General features: G+C 42.5%; 14 protein-coding genes. 7 read left to right on the top strand and 7 right to left on the bottom strand.

Translation table 11 applies throughout. The features are described 5' to 3' along the window. Positions 1 to 12 precede the first annotated feature (12 nt). Positions 13 to 1,761, bottom strand: a complete 1,749-nt coding sequence (gene sucB / locus L6773_RS08545; protein ID WP_237853457.1) for a 2-oxoglutarate dehydrogenase, E2 component, dihydrolipoamide succinyltransferase — start codon at positions 1,759 to 1,761, stop codon at positions 13 to 15. 226 nt (positions 1,762 to 1,987) lie between these two features. On the opposite strand from sucB, the gene L6773_RS08540 reads away from it, so the two are divergent. Next, the gene (locus tag L6773_RS08540) at positions 1,988 to 2,347 is read left to right on the top strand and encodes a hypothetical protein (RefSeq protein WP_237853456.1); all 360 of its coding nucleotides are present in this window, start codon (positions 1,988 to 1,990) and stop codon (positions 2,345 to 2,347) included. 75 nt (positions 2,348 to 2,422) lie between these two features. Beyond that, positions 2,423 to 4,147, top strand: coding sequence for an AbgT family transporter (locus L6773_RS08535; protein WP_237853455.1), 1,725 nt, complete (start codon positions 2,423 to 2,425; stop codon positions 4,145 to 4,147). Positions 4,148 to 4,174: 27 nt separating this feature from the next. Here the strand turns inward: L6773_RS08535 and L6773_RS08530 are convergent, their stop codons facing one another. The 3 genes from L6773_RS08530 to L6773_RS08520 form a co-directional block, all read right to left on the bottom strand. Continuing rightward, complete coding sequence (locus L6773_RS08530) at positions 4,175 to 5,095, bottom strand: universal stress protein (RefSeq protein ID WP_237853454.1); 921 nt, start codon at positions 5,093 to 5,095, stop codon at positions 4,175 to 4,177. Between the two features lie 109 nt (positions 5,096 to 5,204). Continuing rightward, entirely contained in the window at positions 5,205 to 6,632 is a 1,428-nt protein-coding gene (locus L6773_RS08525; protein WP_237853453.1) for an aldehyde dehydrogenase family protein, read from the bottom strand. A gap of 176 nt (positions 6,633 to 6,808) precedes the next feature. Continuing rightward, positions 6,809 to 7,165: a hypothetical protein gene (locus L6773_RS08520; RefSeq protein ID WP_237853452.1), complete on the bottom strand. Its 357-nt coding sequence runs from the start codon at positions 7,163 to 7,165 to the stop codon at positions 6,809 to 6,811. 315 nt (positions 7,166 to 7,480) lie between these two features. Here L6773_RS08520 and L6773_RS08515 point away from each other — a divergent pair, with 315 nt between their 5' ends. The 4 genes from L6773_RS08515 to L6773_RS08500 all read left to right on the top strand — a co-directional run bounded on the left by L6773_RS08515 (position 7,481) and on the right by L6773_RS08500 (position 13,638). Further along, a complete protein-coding gene (locus L6773_RS08515; RefSeq protein ID WP_237853451.1) occupies positions 7,481 to 8,077 on the top strand; it encodes a hypothetical protein in 597 nt (198 codons plus the stop codon). Next, entirely contained in the window at positions 8,074 to 10,056 is a 1,983-nt protein-coding gene (locus L6773_RS08510; RefSeq protein ID WP_237853450.1) for a hypothetical protein, read from the top strand. Before L6773_RS08515 ends, L6773_RS08510 begins: the two co-directional genes overlap by 4 nt. Positions 10,057 to 10,169: 113 nt before the next feature. Continuing rightward, on the top strand, positions 10,170 to 11,300 hold the full coding sequence (gene tyrA / locus L6773_RS08505; RefSeq protein ID WP_237853449.1) for a bifunctional chorismate mutase/prephenate dehydrogenase: 1,131 nt from the start codon (positions 10,170 to 10,172) through the stop codon (positions 11,298 to 11,300). Positions 11,301 to 11,415: 115 nt separating this feature from the next. Next, entirely contained in the window at positions 11,416 to 13,638 is a 2,223-nt protein-coding gene (locus L6773_RS08500; RefSeq protein ID WP_237853448.1) for a T9SS type A sorting domain-containing protein, read from the top strand. 3 nt (positions 13,639 to 13,641) lie between these two features. On the opposite strand, the gene L6773_RS08495 is transcribed toward L6773_RS08500, so the two are convergent. Next, a complete protein-coding gene (locus L6773_RS08495) occupies positions 13,642 to 14,139 on the bottom strand; it encodes a TspO/MBR family protein (protein ID WP_237853447.1) in 498 nt (165 codons plus the stop codon). Between the two features lie 253 nt (positions 14,140 to 14,392). Here L6773_RS08495 and L6773_RS08490 point away from each other — a divergent pair, with 253 nt between their 5' ends. Next, entirely contained in the window at positions 14,393 to 16,078 is a 1,686-nt protein-coding gene (locus tag L6773_RS08490) for a choice-of-anchor D domain-containing protein (RefSeq protein ID WP_237853446.1), read from the top strand. A gap of 280 nt (positions 16,079 to 16,358) precedes the next feature. On the opposite strand, the gene L6773_RS08485 is transcribed toward L6773_RS08490, so the two are convergent. Together L6773_RS08485 and L6773_RS08480 are read right to left on the bottom strand one after the other, a co-directional pair. Then, positions 16,359 to 16,964, bottom strand: a complete 606-nt coding sequence (locus tag L6773_RS08485) for a TlpA family protein disulfide reductase (protein ID WP_237853445.1) — start codon at positions 16,962 to 16,964, stop codon at positions 16,359 to 16,361. Between the two features lie 20 nt (positions 16,965 to 16,984). Beyond that, a complete protein-coding gene (locus L6773_RS08480) occupies positions 16,985 to 18,118 on the bottom strand; it encodes an Mrp/NBP35 family ATP-binding protein (protein WP_237853444.1) in 1,134 nt (377 codons plus the stop codon). Between the last annotated feature and the right edge of the window lie 95 nt (positions 18,119 to 18,213).

The following is an 18,213-nucleotide window of genomic DNA, read 5'->3' as shown; positions in this document are numbered from 1 at the left end:
CAAGAGTCGTATTTAAATCGCACGGTCTGTATCGAAATTTTCGAGTAGTTCTTTTACCCGGCTCATAAATGCACCACCGTGGGCTCCATCAATAATTCGGTGATCGTAACTCATCGATAAGTACATCTTATGGCGGATTGCAATTACATCTCCCTGGTCGGTTTCCAGAACGACAGGGCGTTTTTCGATCACACCCGTCCCCAGAATAGCTACCTGGGGTTGATTGATAATCGGTGTTCCCATCAGGTTGCCAACGCTTCCGTAATTTGTTAGGGTAATAGTTCCGCCTACAAGGTCATCAGGGTTGAGATCTTTGTTTCGAGCTTTATTAGCTAAATCGTGAACTGCCTTCGCAATGCCGGCCAGGTTCTTATTTTGAGCCTGTTTGATAACCGGAACAATCAGCCCGCCTTTTCCGCCTTCACCCAGCGCAACTGCCAGGCCAAAGTTGATATCTTTTTTGAGATGAATTTCATCTCCGTCTACTGAGCTGTTTATCAGTGGAAATTCACCGATTGCCTGTATAAATGCTTCCAGAAATATCGGTGTGTATGTAAGTTTGAGCCCCGTCTGTTCGTAGAATTTTTGTTTGTTAGCCTCACGCCACTTCACAATGTTACTCACATCCACATCGCTGAAGGTGGTAACATGTGCTGATGTTTGCTTAGATCGCACCATGTGCTCGGCAATCACCTTCCGCATACGATCCATTTTAACAATCTCTACATTTTCGTGAGGACGTTGCACATTCAGCTCTCCGGCCGAAATTTTACCTTTCTCTCCGGTTTTCCCGGCTGCTTTTGCAATTTTTTCTTTTCCTTCTGCGGCAGGTGATGTTTCAATTTTCCCGGCTTTTTTATCTTTAACATAGGAGAGAATATCCTCCTTCGAAACGCGACCGTCTTTACCGCTTCCTTCAATGGATTCGAGCTCTTCCTGGCTGATACCCTCTTCACTGGCAATAGATCGCACTAAGGGTGAATAGAAACGGCCGTCGGACCCTTTCCGCTGTGGTTTGGAGGTACCGTCAGCTACTTTTTCAGCACTTTTGGCTTTCCCATTACTTGTTTGTTTGGTTGCTGAGGTTTTTTCGGTTTTCTGTTCTTTTTCCGCTGTTTTTGAAGCACCAGAAGGTTTTCCTGTGGTTATGATGGCAATAGTTTGTCCAACTTCAACTGTATCACCCTCTTCAACTAAAATTTCAGCGAGATATCCTTCAGAAGGGGAGGGGACTTCAGTATCAACTTTATCTGTGGCTATCTCAAGAAGTGTTTCATCCACTTCAACTTTATCGCCTACTTCTTTGGCCCATTCAATAACCGTTCCTTCCATTACAGATTCGCCCATCTGCGGCATTTCAACTTCAATGCGTTCTCCCTCATCCTGGCCGTCGGACGATGTATCGGACTCAACAGGTTCTTCTGTTTTTTCCTCTTGTTCTGATTCATCTGGTTCTTCAGTCGTTTCATCTTTAGCCTCGTCGCTAGTTGATGAATCATCGCTGCTCTCGAAAGGTTCTCCTTCTGTATCGATCACGGCAATGACCTGGCCTACTTCTACAGTTTCATCTTCTTCAACCAAAATTTCTACTAAAACCCCGGCTTCAGGTGAAGGTACTTCTGTATCTACCTTGTCCGTTGCGATCTCAAGGAGTGTTTCATCCACTTCAACCGCATCCCCTACCTTCTTTTTCCATTCGATAACGGTTCCCTCCATAACGGACTCTCCCATTTGGGGCATTTCAACTTCAACCTTTGCCATGATTCAGACCACTTTATTTTAAATATTACGAACTATTTTCATCTTGAAAATAGTACCTGTTAAGATCAGAATAATCGATATCAGATCAAAATGAAGGTGTCGTACAAAAGATCTATTCATAAAGGGAAATGATTTCTGTTTAGGTGATTCCATCAGCTGGTTTTGTGTTTGAGTTTTAACCTCAAAGCCATATTATCAATAAGATTTTTGAATAAACAATATTTCAATGCGCGCTTTCATCGCAATTCTGTTTTTTTCTTGGTTTTTAACACTTTTCCTGCCCTGGTGGGGAATCGTTATCCCGGGGTTGATTTTTGGGGCCTGGTTGTTGGAGGGTGGATTCAGAGCATTCATAACCGGGTTTTTCGCATGTGGATTTGCATGGTTCTTGCAGGCTCTCTACATCGATATTGCCAACGACTCAATCCTCTCATCCAGGATCGCAGAGATGATGGGTATCGGATCTCATTGGATTATTCTGTTGGCCACATTTTTAATTGCAGCTCTTGTCGGAGGTATTGCTACACTTACAGGAACTCTATTTAAACAGGTTTTTAAACCCGCCAATACAATAAAAGCATCATGATAATCGATATGATGTAAATAATTTTATTAAATCTCCTGAACCTATCTTTTAAGGCAAAAAACCTATTCCAACGCAATGGAAAGTACCAAAAAAAGGAATATTGAAAAAACTACACCTCCGGAAAGAGACGACAAAAAAACACTTTTCACGCGATTTCTTGACTTCGTTGAGTGGCTGGGAAATTTATTACCGCACCCGGTTACGTTGTTCGCACTTTTTGCCCTTGGGGTAGTTCTTTTCAGTGGCATTGCGGACTGGCTTGATTGGTCGGCACCGGATCCAAGGCCGGAAGGTGCACCGGGAAGAGCTCCGGATGGAATTATAGAACCGGTCAGTCTCTTAAACGGAGAGGGTTTGAGAAGAATCGTTGTAAACCTGGTAGACAATTTTACCAGTTTTGCTCCCTTGGGTGTAGTGCTTGTGGCCCTTCTGGGTGTAGGTGTCGCCGAACATTCGGGACTTATTGGGGCTTGTATTCGCGGGATTGTCTTAAAAGCAGCTTCTTTTAAACCAAAAGGAACAGATAAGGGTGGGTTTGCAGGTATATATTACCGGGTGATAAATTTTGTGATCACTCCGAAGAACCTGGTTACTATTGCCATCTGTTTCGCAGCCGTCGTATCCAATACTGCCTCAGAGATGGGGTATGTTGTTTTAGTTCCGCTTGCGGCTGTGATATTTCATTCTATGGGCCGGCATCCGCTTGCCGGACTGGCATGTGCTTTTGCCTGTGTTTCGGGAGGATATAGTGCAAATCTCCTTATAGGAACAATTGATCCGCTTCTTGCCGGCCTCACACAGGAGGCGGCAAATCTGATCGATCCCGAGTATTCAATCCATGCAGCTGTAAACTGGTATTTTATGTTTATCAGCACATTTTTGATTACTGGGCTGGGGACATTTGTAACGCTGAGAATAGTTGAACCCAAACTTGGAACTTATAGCGAAGAGATGGCAATGGAAGATCTCTCTGAAGAAGCTTCTATGGATCCATTGTCAGCTCAAGAGATCAAAGCTTTAAAGTGGACTGGATTATCCGTTCTCCTGATGTTTGTTGTTTTGGCTTTAACAATAGTTCCGGAAAATGGCGTATTGAGAAATCCTGAGACAGGAGAAATGCTGAACTCTCCGTTTTTAGATGGTATTGTAACATTTATTTTCATCTGTTTTCTTATCCCGGGATTTGTTTACGGACGGGTAATGGGAACTATGAAAAACGATCGCGATGTCATTAAAGGGATGTCCCAGGCAATGTCTACACTGGGACTCTATATTGTCATCGTATTTTTTGCTGCTCAGTTTGTAGCCTACTTTGGGTGGAGTAATCTAGGCCAAATATTTGCCGTTAAAGGAGCTCAGTTTTTGCAGGATATTGGTATGACAGGCCCAATCATCTTTATCGGTTTTATTCTTGTTTCGGGGTCTGTGAATTTAATGCTTGGATCGGCGTCAGCACAGTGGGCGGTTACCGCGCCGATATTTGTTCCAATGCTTATGCTAATCGGATATAGCCCGGAGGTGATTCAGGCTGCATATCGAATAGGCGATTCAGTAACGAATATCATCACGCCAATGATGAGTTACTTCGGGCTGATCCTGGCATTTGCCAACCGGTATGATAAAGATCTCGGAATCGGAACTATTATCTCTATGATGCTTCCGTATAGTATATTCTTCTTCCTTGGATGGATGATTCTGTTCTATGTCTGGGTATTTGGTTTGGGTTTTCCCGTGGGTCCCGAAGCGCCTACCTATTATATGATTGAAAGCATATCGCCTGAATTACAAGAAGGCATGTAATCATTTATTCCCGAATTAAAGAAAAAATTATTGTTCTCTTTCCGCCGGAATTAATAAAACAGGTATTTTGCTGAAGCGCGTGACCTGGGTACTCACCCCGCCAAGGAAAAATTCGTGGACAAACCCTTTCCCCTGGCTTCCCAATACCGCCAACGTAATCCCACGCTCTTCAATAGTCTGAATAATCTCCTTCCCGGGTGTTCCAAAAGTGATAATTATTTCGGAGTCTTCGCGAGTACTGTCAGAAAGCGTGTTCCGCATCTCTTCCAGGTTCTCCTCATTCATCTTCATCAATTCGTCGTGGCTGATGGGATCACTTAGTGCCAGTGCGTGATGTCCCTGGACATGAATGAGCGAAACTTTACCAACGTTACCCTTTGCATCAAGATCCTGAACTACCTTGAATGCACGGTCGGCTGTATCAGAAAAATCGGTTGCGTGGAGAACGTGACTGAGAACATTTTCAAAGGAATGATGAACAACCAAATGCCTCTCCTTTTCATCTTCATCCACGTACTCCATATCCATATTCAGGAGTAAAACAGGAAGATGAGAGCGCTGTAAAACCTCCGTTGCGGTACTTCCCAGAAGCATCTCCTGTACCATACTGTGCCCTCTGTTCCCGATAATGATAAGATCCGCATTCTTTTCATCGGCTGTTTTCATGATCTCGGTTGGCGGGAAAGCGTATGAACCGGATATTATCTCGATTTCTGCTGCAAGTCCGGCATTTTCCATTCTTTTTTTGTAGTTCTCCAATTTATCTTCATATGGAGTCAAATCGGTTTCTACCTCTCCTTCATCATCTGTGTAGGCAACTGAAACAACTGTAATTAAAGTTACCTTCTTCAATCCCAACTCTTTGAGGTATGGCAGTTGATCCAGGATAATATCGCTGGCCTGCGAATGATCTAATGCTACAACGGCGTGTGTAAATAAAGTCTTCATAGTGTTCCCTGTTTGATTAGCTCCTTTTACGTAAAATATGAAAGAAAATTATGGTATTGAACTCTACACTATCTATTTAGAGAGCTCTACAGTAATAGAATAAAATTTTCTACCCGTGATTGATAACTGTTGTCTTTACTACACTAAAATCATGCATGGCTTCGAATCCTTTTTCACGGCCAAAACCGCTCTTTTTCATCCCGCCAAAAGGCAGTTCAACACCACCGCCGGCGCCATAGCCATTCACATAAACCTGCCCTGCCCTGATGGCATTCGATACCCTGTGAGCACGACCATTATCACGAGTCCAGACAGCTCCCACCAGCCCATACTCAACATTATTTGCAATTTGAATGGCTTCCTTCTCATCTTGAAATGTGTGAACTGTGAGAACCGGGCCAAATACCTCTTTTTGCGCAATATCGCTGTTGTTATCAATTGAGCCTAAAAGAGTGGGCGGATAGAAATATCCATCGCCCTTGGGTTTTTGTGATCGGGCTAAGATCTCTGCACCTCCTTCAACGGCACTGTTAACAAACTTCTCAATTCGCTCTAACTGCTTTTTATTGATGATGGGCCCAATGTCCGGATCCTTTTCCGCAACATCAACTGTGATACTGTTGAATCGCTCAATCAACCGATCAATAAATGAATCGTGAATATCCCGGTGGATCACCAATCGAGAGCCGGCTGAGCAGGTTTGCCCTGCATTTTGGATAATTGCATTGACTACTACTGGAAGGGCGTCATCCACATCGGCATCCTCAAAAATAACCTGCGGGGATTTTCCACCCAGTTCGAGTACGACCGGTCGTATGTGGTCGGCTGATTGCTTCATAACCTGAGCGCCCACCCGCGGAGATCCGGTAAAGGATAGTTTGTCAATTCCGGGATGATTGGCGAGGGCTGATCCTGCTTCTTCGCCGGTTCCGGTAACCAAATTGATGCTTCCGGCCGGCAGATCAACGTCATCAATCAGTTCAAATGCTCTCACAACCGCCAGGCATGCATCCTCAGCCGGTTTAAATACTACCGAATTCCCAACAGCGAGGGAAGGAGCCAACGTTCGCCCCGTCATCTGCAGTGGATAATTCCAGGGTATAATATGTCCGGTTACACCGTACGGCACTCTTTGAGTATAGACTGTATATCCATTTTGATAGGGAATTGTTTCACCGTGAAGCTTATCGGCGGCACCGGCATAAAATTCAAAATAGCGGGCAATCAGTTTGGCATCTCCTTTGGCCTGAGAAAGTGGTTTGCCCGTATCTTTCGATTCAAGTTCAGCTAATTCATCTGCATGATCATCTAATATTTGCGAGATTCTGTGTAGATAACGTCCGCGTTCAACCGCATCGGTACTCCCCCATTCACCATTATAGGCATCACGGGCAGCGGAAACAGCATCATTCACATCCGCTTCACTACTGCGTGCAATTTCGCCAATTTTAGAATCGTACGACGGATTAATCATATCCAGTGTACCGTTACCGCCTTCTCTCCATGTTCCGTTGATAAAATTTTCTCCTCTTGTCATGGCTATTGTGTTCAATTTAGAGTTTCATCGAGTTACTTTAAAAACATTCATTTTTGAGTGAACGTTTAGGCCAACTGTGGAATGGTAATAATACAGCAATAAAAAATCCGCACCGGGTTTTGCGATGCGGATTGAATCTATCGATTTATGATTGAAATTATTTCATTGATCATGAATCAAGGCTGATCGCTTTGGGGGTTTCCTTGCTGCTCAGATGGATCCACAACCTGGAGTTGATTTTTAAGACTGGTGGAAAGTTCCTCAACATCATCCTCAGTCAGTACTTCAGAAATATCTTCTACTCCGGACTTAATGAGTAGGTTGAATACCATTCGGTTAAATAACATCTGCTGAGCCGCTGAAGTCAACTGCATAAACTGTTGCTGGGGAATTTGAGCTCCCGATAGTTTGATCTTATTAATGACCGGTTCAAGCAATTTTTCAATTTTAGAATCGAGTTGTTTCTCTAACTCTTTTGCCTGCTTATTCTCTTTGCTGGTTACCTCTTTACCTGATGGGTCTACTAATTTCATAATTTTGTAAGTGTAAGTTTTATTTTGATTTAATTCATTTACTGCACTAAAAATAAGGCATCTTGGTAAGTATTAAAAAATAGGCCTGTAGAAAGTATGTAGAGTATCAATCGGAATGAGAGAAGAGTTGGTATGGACTTTAAACTTGTTATTCTCATGTTTATATGAAAATATAAATAACTACATATGAAGACAGAATTTGGTTATGCTTTTGTCGATTCTGGTTACTGTTACTAATTGAAAATAAGATGTGAAACAAATCCGTGGGTTTGTCATATTATCCATCGTATTGTGATGGTCTTTATGCGGCAGGATATGAGAAAAATATTTCTAACTATAATTATTCTATTCATTTCAGGGTGGAGTCACTTTATCCATTCACAGGATGCTTTCAGTGAGTTGAAATTCACACTTACAGGTAATGCTGTTTTGGGTGGAAATACAGTTCAAAAAAGCTGGTCTCCCACCGGAGGTTTTGGATTCGAACTCACCACGCCATATTATTTTGGCAATTTTGAAATCGGGGCGCGGTACACCAGGTATAATGAACTCCAATTCGATGATTCAGGATTTAACTCCACCTATATTTTTGCCGGATGGAACTATACACATTATGTATCAGGTGAGAAAGACCTCTCCATTGTTCCGGGAATTCGGTTTGGTAGCCGCTATATGATTTTTGATGAACAAGCGACCTATCGTGATGAGTATCAGTTCAGTCGGTTTGAAAGTGAATTTTCATATGAAGTACTGTTCCGTATTCAATACAGAATTAATGAAAGGCTGGAGTTTTATTCGTCGGCTGCCATCAATCAAACCCGTTTTAAAATTCCGTATGCCGAGTGGATGGGAACAGCCGGTTTTACATTTATTTTTAATACATCAGATGGAATGGAGAACTTTCTGAAATGATCTTAAAAGTACTCTACATGTCACTCATTCTGTTTGCAAAACCATCTGTAGACAGACCTTCTGAGCCGAAATTTCACTCCTCGGCTCAAGACTCCATCCAAACCGAAATGATTGTGCGTACTGAGGATCTATTTTGGGACTCAGGGTGGACCTATTTCTCACTGGACCGCATATCCTATAAAGTGAATACAGGTGATTTTGGATATTATGGCCCTCAACCCGGCTATTTGCTCGACGGTATTCCAGTTGATCCTACTTATTTCGGGATGAATTTTCCGCAGGTGCTGCCGGTTCCTCTTAATCAAATTGCTAAGATAAATACGATGAACGGAATGGGCGTTGCCGCGGGAGTGCCCTATCATTCTGGGTTACTAAAATTACAATCGGGCGATTTAAAAGATGGTTTATCGATCTATTCATCAACCCAATTAGGGCATAATTCCCAGGAGCCCGGTCCCTGGATATTTGATTCCGAAAATGTGAGTCCAAATATCGACCGGTTTGGCCATTGGCTGGATGGAGGATTTTCATTGAAATTTGGCCCATGGTACTCCAAAGGGAATATTCAAAGACTCTCATTCCTGAATTCAAATCCATTTGTGCAGCTTCGAATACGGAATTTGATAGGTTTTCCTGAGGAGTCGGACTGGCCGGATGGCCGTTCATCTGCTCTTTTGGGCCTTCTTGAAACCGGAGTTAAAACGGATCGTCTCCATTTCCGGGTTCAGGGAATACAATCGGAGAGTGAAGATTTTCTGTTTTTTCAGCCGTTGGGGCGAGAGATCCCCACGGATTTAATGTCGGAACAGCTATCGGCGACAGGAGAATTCTCATTCACTGAAAACTTTGGAATTCGGGCTATGGCTCAGTACAGGGAGAAAGGGACAGGCTACCGGAGGAATCGATTTGGAGAGGAGTTTGATTGGAAAAAAGTGGAAGAGATCGGAAGGGTATCTCTCTTCCTGGAAACCAATAGTTTTGAGATAGATCTCGGTTCAGAATATAAAATCGTTGATTTGGAAGCGAGTGGTATTGAAGATGATGAACAAAAGTATTTGGATATTTTCTTTGATCAAACCATACAAATGAGTCCGAGGTTAACCTTCGGTTCAACCACAGTTTTGACGTTCCATGATAATGAGATGCCTTTACAACTTCAGGGATTTTTAAATTTTGAATTCACTGATTATTGGAGCACAGGTTTTGCAGGTTCTTACGCTGAACTTTTACCTGAAATAGCTAATCCGTTCGATGAATGGGTTGCCAACGGCTATTATCTTCTGGATCAATTGAAAATTGACAATTTCGTGCCAATAGAAATACCAAGTACGGAATTGTCAAAGATATCACATCAGCATCAGTTTCTATTTTCAGAAAAGATAAAAACTACAATAAAGGCTACTTATTACGATCATAAGCAGTTCAATATCCCATACCAGGATGCTTATTATTACATAGAATTGAGTACACTGCCTGGGGGTTATTTTTTATTTCCCGGGAATAGCGGTCATCGTTTACGGTTGTCATTAAAGTCGGAGTTGGATTGGTCGGAGAGGCTTTATCAATCCTTTGGGTTTTACAGAACAAAAACTCTTGAGGGTACACCAGCCTATGAAAGATATTGGAAAACGATTCCGGATTATATCATCAGGCATACCACCGTTTTTCATCCCTACCCAGATTTGGAGATGCGATTAAACGTGGAGTATCAAACTAAAACTGTCTGGGAAGAATACAGAAGGCTGGACGGCGAGCTCAACCGATCTTTTAATGTTCAATTTCCTTTCCAGCTATACCGATTCAACAACACTGTTTCACCGGGAGTAAATATGGATCTTACTTTCGCTAAATGGTTTTGGGAGCAGCGGTTGAGAGTAGTGTTCATGTTAAATAATCTTCTAAACAGAGATTTGCAAAGTCATCCCATCGGTTCAGTTGATGGATTTGGATATATGGTGAGGTTTGAAGTGAGGTTATAAATTCCCGAGAATGTTTTTTACCAATATCGCGCAGATAGTTTTAACTTTTATCGTTTGAAGGTTTAACAGAAATAAAGTGTAAAAAAGCTCAGCATTTAGTTTTATTGAATACTATGGTTGATAAGAAGGAATTGAAGGAAGAGCGAATTAAGATTGATCAGATCGATAATCAAATATTAGATCTCCTTCAGCAGCGTAAGGAGGTTGTTCAGGATGTGCTCAAAAGAAAGGTGGAGAAACAGCTTCCAGTGTTCGTAGCTCGCCGCGAGCATGAAAAAACAGATGCTTTTCGCGAAAAAGCAAAATCCCGGGGATTGGATCCTGACTGGGCGGAAGATTTTTTGAGAATGATTATGGCGGCTTCGCGTGCAGCACAGTCGGCTGATACATTTCCCCGGTCCACATCGGAGCCGAAACACATTTTATATGTTGGCGGTGAGGGCGGGATGGGAGCTCTTTACAGGAAATTTACCGAAAGCAGCGGACATATTGCTTACAGTATCGATAAAGGGAATTGGTACGAATTGGAGGAGATGATCCCCAAGCTGGACTTGGTGATTGTAACGGTGCCGATTCATGTCACTACGGATGTCATCAAACGAATAGCTCCAAAACTGAGGCCGGAAACTATTTTGGCTGATTTTACAAGTAACAAATCTGAACCGCTGAAAGCGATGCTGGAGGAGCATGATGGTCCTGTCGTGTCGCTTCACCCAATGCATGGGCCCGATGTTCCAAATCTTTCCAAGCAGTTGATGGTATTCTGTGCAGGCCGGGATTCGGAGAAAGCGGATTGGTTTAAAAATCAGTGCGAACTTTGGGGAATGAGAATTATTGAAGCCAATCCCGAAAAACACGATCATGTGATGCACCTGGTACAGGGTCTTCGCCACTTCGTTGCACTCTTGCACGGATCGTTCATGAAAGAGTATGATTTGAACCCGGCAGAAATGTTGGAGTATTCAAGTCCGATTTACAGGGCAGAACTCATGATGACGGGCCGGATTTTTGCCCAGGATGCAGAATTATACGCAGATATTGTGTTCTCAAATAAAGAGCGTCGCGATCTGTTGCTCTCCTTTTTTAATCATCAAAAAAAATTGATGGAAATGGTTGAAAAAGACGACAAAAAAGGATTTGTGAGGGAGTTTGAATCTGTTACCGATTTCTTCGGAAGCTTTGCCTCACAAGCATTAAAAGAGAGCGGATACTTGATTAACAGGCTCGCAGATCGATTCTCATAATAACAACTATGTTCGCTTTTGGAAACGAAGAAGAACAATTAGGTACTTGGACTATACTTTTTAAAGTATTTATGTATTTTGAACTGCTATAAAAGAAGGCTTTAATTTAGAATATATGCAGTTCTCTCTATTTCGATTTCCATCACTATTTCTGTTTTTTATTTTCCTGCCCCTTTCAGTATTTAGTCAACAAATACAGCCGGATACGTACATCAAGCTGGATGAACAAGATCATGCCGAGATTTGTATTTTTCACCCGACGGATATTGATGCTCACTATAAATATGCGCCGGAAATATCACTCAGAAAAAATATTCCGAATGCTGCCAAAAACGCTACGTTTCAGTTGGATTATAAAAGTAATTGTAATGGCGAAGTTTGGCCGCAGCAGGCTCAAACAGCTTTTGAATATGCAGCAAGTATATGGGAATCTCACCTTGATAGTACAGTTCCCATTCGAATTGAAGCCAATTGGGTAGCACTGGGTGAAGATATTTTGGGAAGGGCCGGTCCAACCACTCTTTTTTCCCTAACCGGTGATGGTGTATTTCCAAATACGTTCTATACGATTGCGCAGGCAAGTGCTCTCACGGAGCTAGACCTTGTAGAGGAGTTCGATGATATAAATTACGACATCGTTGTGGATATGAACTGTGAATTTCCCGATTGGTATCTTGAAACAGATGCAAATCCTCCTTCGGGTACCCTGGATGCTGTAACGGTTCTGCTGCATGAGATTGGCCATGGAATTGGTTTTACCGGGAGTATGAGTGGTGATCGAAATTCTGAAATTGCTAATTGGGGAGTTCGAACTCAGAATGGTGGGTCTTTCCCAATTGTTTTTGATCAGTTTACTCTTGAAGGCAGTTTCCGGGAGTTAATTGATGAGAATCTCTTTCCTAAATTTTCGAATGACCTGTATGATGCTTTGGTTGGGAGAGACGGAGGTGTATACTTTAGCGGAACAGAAGCTGAATTTGCCAATGATGATATGCGCATACCACTTTACTCACCCTCACCTTGGGCACAGGGATCGAGCTATTCGCACTTTGATCAGTTTACATTTGGAAATACTGAGAATGCATTAATGCGGCCACAGCTCGATCAGGCCTTGGCTATTCACAGTCCGGGCCCGGTGTTTTGCGGCCTTTTACAGGATATGGGATGGCCCCTGGGGCAGGCCTGTATCGATTTAATTCCTGAAGAAGGGTTTTTAGACCGGCCAAATCTTGCGAGTCCGTTCAATGGTCAGGGGAACAATTCCACCAATCCAACACTTGCATGGAATCCGGTTGAAGGCGCGACTGAGTACAGGATTCAGTTGGCATCGGATTTTTCATTTGATGAACTGTTAGTTGATCAAACAATTTCAAACAATTCATTTGTAGTCAACGAAGATCTTGAATTCAGTTCACTTTATTTTTGGCGGGTTCAGGCCGTGAGTGCTTCCGGGAATAGTAAATTTAGCTCAAAATTCAGGTTCAGAACTGCACAGAGGCCACCAAGAGCTATTACTCTGTTTGCGCCTGAAAATGGTGCTACCCAAGTGCGACCCGGTTTTCAACTTAGCTGGCAATCTGACAACAGGGCCGAGGAGTACGAAATTCATATCTCTAAAAAGGAGGATTTTTCGCCTCTCACCTTCAATAGAACTGTGGACGAAACGCGTTTTTCCAGAACACAAAACTTTGACTTTTCCACCACATACTTTTGGAGAATTCGAGGTATCAATTCTGCAGGCGTTGGAGAATGGAGTGAAACGCGTTCCTTCACAACCATTATTGAGAAACCCGAGCCTGTAACGTTATCCTCGCCAATGGATAATGAGGGGCAAGTACAGGTAAGTACAGTATTTACATGGCAAGAAAGTCTGCGAGCGTTTGAATATGTTATCCAGGTGTCAGATGATGAGAATTTTACTTCTGAAACTTTAATAGAACTAACGAGCGAGGAAGAAACGGTTACTCTTAATACTCCCTTGGAATACGCTAAAATCTATTACTGGCGTGTTAAAGCAACAAATGTGGGGGGTGAGAGTGAGTATACTGATCCCCAGCAATTTACAACGGTTGTACAGGAAACGGCTATTCTACCCAACTACCCCAATCCCTTTAATGCCTCTACGACTGTTCGTTTTGAGTTATCGCAATCCAGTGACGTGCGTTTAGATCTTTTCGATTCTGTAGGAAGAAGAGTCGCAACTATAGTGGATGGAGAACGACCTGCAGGTGTCTATTTTGAAAGGATACAGGCGAATGCCTATGCCTCAGGCACCTATTTTATTCGTTTTGTGGCCGGCGATTTTATGGAAGTGCAGAAGATGGCGATCATAAAATAAGATTCAATTTATCCACCAGATTGTACCGTTCAAAACTGTGGCGAAACCTACCCATAGCAGGTATGGACTCATCAACCAGGCTGCTATTTTATCCTTCATTGAGAAAAGATAGATTGTAACAGAGATTGCTGTTAAGAGGAAAAATATTTCCAGGAAAGCCCAGCCGGGCGCCTTCAGCCCAAAAAAGAGTTGAGACCAGAGTCCATTCAATAACAGTTGAACAAGGAACGCAACCAATGCAGCTTTTGCATGCCGAAAGCCAAACCGTTTCCAAACCAACCAAGCCGCGATTCCCATGAGCGTGTAGAGTGTTGTCCAGACCGGGCCGAACAGCCAGCTGGGTGGATTCCAGGATGGTTTGTTCAACGCATTATACCATTCAGCTGAGGCAATTCCGGGCGAAACTAAAGTGCCGGTCCAGGCAACGAGGTAACAGATTCCAATCCATAAAATTAGGCCAATCACCTTTGTAAATGCAGATCTCTTCTCTTTGATATTCATTTTTAAACCTTTATATGAAGATTTTGCTTTTTACATTCTTTCCAGTTTGTAAACTGAAATCAGCTCACGAGCGTTTAAAAAAGCCAAATACACCTTCCTAAATATCTAAAAGTTTACCATGAAAAACCGTACCATTCACCGTTCACAAAGATTTAGGGATTGAAGGATTGCCGATTAATTACGAACATTCAGCATTATTTTTAAACAAATATTGATCTTGGACAAACCCTTTGCAGTTTTGAATCACAAACAGATGCTCAGAAAACTCGTCTTTCTTGTACTACTTTGTCCGATTGTCTCGATTTCCCTGTTAAATGGACAGGGGCTACCCTCCAACAATTTTGAGATTATTGATTCCCGCTCTACTAAACATGTTTGCAAGCTTCCACCTACGAATGTCAATGCTAATTTTTTTATTCAATCGAGCGAGGAAGTTTTAAATCGCGTTAAAAATAAAGCTCAATCAACATTCCAGGTAGACTATTTTAGCTCCTGCGATGGAGATGTGTGGCCTGAAGAAGCTATCACAGCTTTTGAATTCGCTTTGTCGATCTGGTCGGAGCACATCTCTTCAGAAGTTCCTATCAAGGTAAATGCAAATTGGGTTGAACTGGAGGGGAATACACTTGGGAGTGCCAAGCCGTCTCAGATTGTGCAGATTTCCGGCGCCGGTGAGCCAGACACTTGGTATTCAATGGCTCAGCTCAGTGCTTTAACAGGACAGCCCATTCGCGATCAATTGGATAATGTTGAGTATGACATCGACATGAATGTTCAATGCAATTTCAGTGATTGGTATTTTGGAACAGATGCACAAGTGCCCGAAAACAGGTCGGATTTTGTTACGGTGGTTTTGCATGAAATAGGGCACGGGCTTGGTTTTTTGGGAAGCATGAGTGGTGATAATGAGACAGATATAGCGGAATGGGGAGTTGGAAACAATGAATTGAACCCTCTTATCTATGATAGATTTGTAGTGGATGGTGACTATAATTTATTGATCGATGAATCGACCTATCCAAATCCTTCATCGAAATTGTACAGCGCGCTTGTCGGTGAACAGGAAGGAATCTTTTTTGACGGCCAGGATGCCAACAGAACTTTAATGGGGCAAAGAGTAAACCGGGCAAAACTATATTCTCCGGATCCATTCGATGAGGGATCCAGTTATTCTCATTTTGACCAAACTGCATTTCGTCGATCCATAAATGCTCTAATGCTCCCTTTTATTGACCGAACTTTTGCAGTTCATACTCCCGGTCCGCTGTTTTGCGGAGTATTGAGTGATATGGGATGGCCCCTTGGCGAAGGATGTATCGGTTTAATACCATCCGGTATTCTCGTTACAAATCAAACATCTTTAAATTTTGGAGTATTGAACTCCGGTGATACGGCAGAAACAACACTTGTTATTAGCAACCGGGATGACGCCGAAGCTCCATTAACCGGTTCTCTATCGGTAAATAGCGATCAGTTTTCGATTTCGGGTAATTCTTCCTTTTCCATCGCACCGGGAGGCTCTCAAGAAGTAACAGTAGAATATGATCCGACTACAAATGAAAGGCACCAGGCTGTATTGTCTATAAACCACGATGCCAGCAACCTTCCTTCCCCCTATATGATTTCTTTAGAAGGGGAGTCCTTAGGTACCGATCAACTGGTTGAGCTTGATCAAAGTTATCCAAATCCATTTGTAGTGAACAACTCATACAATACGGAGAATCCGGTTATTGAATTCGCCATCTCTGAAAGATCACGCGTTAAATTAGATCTATTTACAGTTTCGGGCCAATACCTGCGGCCAATTGTTGATGCAGATCTTGATGCCAGAAGATACGCAGAAACCGTTGATATGAGCGGACTCTCCAGCGGAATTTATATCTATCGAATTGTTGTAAATGGAGCAGCTAAATCTGGAAAACTGATGTTCGTGAGATAAGATATCCGGAAGTTATCCACACTTTTTGTGGATAACTTGGTGGAAAAGTTGTGGGAAAATAATGCTTGCGGGGACTTGACAAATGCTGCGGAATTCTGCTAATTACAATTGAGCACAGATGTTAAGAACGCTACGGCGGGATTGGCATTGAAGCCGGAAAATTTGCCGCGGCTTCGCTTTCGTAACTCTTTCAAACCGAAAAGTTATAAAGATGTGATCCGGTTCTTTTTTTATTTGTGCTCTTCTTTTTTGGCTCCGAATTCATCGGATGATTTCCTTTTTATCTTGCCAAATCTATCAAAAACCCTTTGAACTCATCTGTATTGTATTTTGCATATCCTCGTTTTTCTAAAACAATTTTTGAATCCGGGGATATCACATAAGTGGTTGGAATTTCTCTACTCTGGTAAGTTCCGGGAACTTTGGTTCGATAGTGATAGATCGGCAGGTCAAAACCGCGGCTTTTCATAAAATTTTGAGCTTCAGAAAAATCTTCGTCCACCGATACCATGACGAATGAAATGCCATCTTCATATTTTAAATCTTCATAAAGAGAATTTATCGAAGGCATCTCTGCGATACACGGCGGACACCAAGTAGCCCAGATATTCATAAAAATTACGTCGCCCTCAAAATTTTTAAGTGAGCGCACCGTGCCTTCCTCATCTTTGAAATAAAAATCGAGATTCGCTGATGCAGCGCCGTCAATCTGCTCAGGAATATCCGGTTTGATGAGTCCCGTTGCCAAAAGACCTCTTTGAAGAGTTCCAATAACCTGAGTATGCAAACCGGTCAGGTAAAGAAAAAGGACTATAGATATGAGTACTCCCCACTCAATCAGGGAGCGTCTCCATCTGTTTTGTTTTTTCGTTGATTCGTCGGCCATGCTGAATATAATTGAAAAGGTTATGGCCGAATTTTAATATCAATCTTCTCCGTTTCTCCCTGCTCTTTATTTCGGATAGCAAGCGTTTGTTGAACACGGTTTGCGATCTCTTTGAGACAGATACCGGAGGCCGATGTTGGATCATCAGCTACAATGGGTGTACCGGAATCGCTGGTTTTCCGAACGTTATCCCGAAGTGGAACTTCTCCCAGGAATGGAACTTCCAGTTTTTTTGCAAGATTGCGGGCTCCATGTTTACCAAAGATGTAATATTTTTTCTCGGGCATGTCCTCAGGAACGAAATACGCCATATTTTCAATGATACCCAAAACAGGAACATTCACTTTTCCAAACATGGCAACTCCTTTTCGTGCGTCATCTAATGCAACGTTTTGGGGAGTGGAAACCACTACAGCACCTGTCAGCGGAACGGTTTGAACGATGGTTAGTTGAATATCACCGGTTCCGGGCGGGAGGTCTAAAATAAGGTAATCGAGTTCCCCCCACTCTACTTCCTGCATGAACTGTTTTACGGCACTGGTTACCATAGGGCCTCTCCAAATCATGGCTTGGTCGGTATCAACTAAAAAACCCATGGAAACCAAGTGTACTCCATGTTTTTTAATGGGCACAAGCTTTTTTTGAGTCGTAATATTTGGCCGCTCAGAAACCCCGAACATCGTAGGAATACTCGGCCCGTAGATGTCTGTATCCAAAAGGCCAACTTTTGCTCCGGTTTGCGCAATACTAACAGCCAGATTTGCAGCAATTGTAGATTTACCCACACCACCTTTTCCGGAAGCCACTGCTATTACATTCTTCACACCGGAAAGAACCTGCTGCTCTTTCTTTTGTTGCTGTTGCTGATCATCACCACCGTTTCCTTCTAGCTCACGCTGTTTTGATATATTGATACCAATCGTTATATCAACTACAGCTTCGGGATCAATGAACTTTTTTACTGCTTTTTCGCAATCCTTTTTAAGCTTGCTTGCCAGTTGATCATCTTTTTTGGGTAGCTCAAGCGTAAAAGAGATGTATTTGTCCTGTGTGATTAAATCCTGAACTAAGCCCAGTGTTATCAGGTCTTTACTATACGTTGGATGAAGTACCTGGGAAAGGGCACTTTTTACCTCTTCTTTGTGGATAGACATATCTTCATTTAAGTCTTAAAGTTTTTACCTTTCAAAGATAAGTAGATTGAGTGGCAAACTAAACGGTATATTGGATCCATACGTTTCAATTAGCT

The organism is Rhodohalobacter sulfatireducens (genome assembly GCF_022012475.1).
GTDB lineage: Bacteria > Bacteroidota > Rhodothermia > Balneolales > Balneolaceae > Rhodohalobacter > Rhodohalobacter sulfatireducens.
The sequence above is the reverse complement of the archived record's forward strand: the minus strand, read 5'-3'. Positions and strand labels throughout refer to the sequence as shown.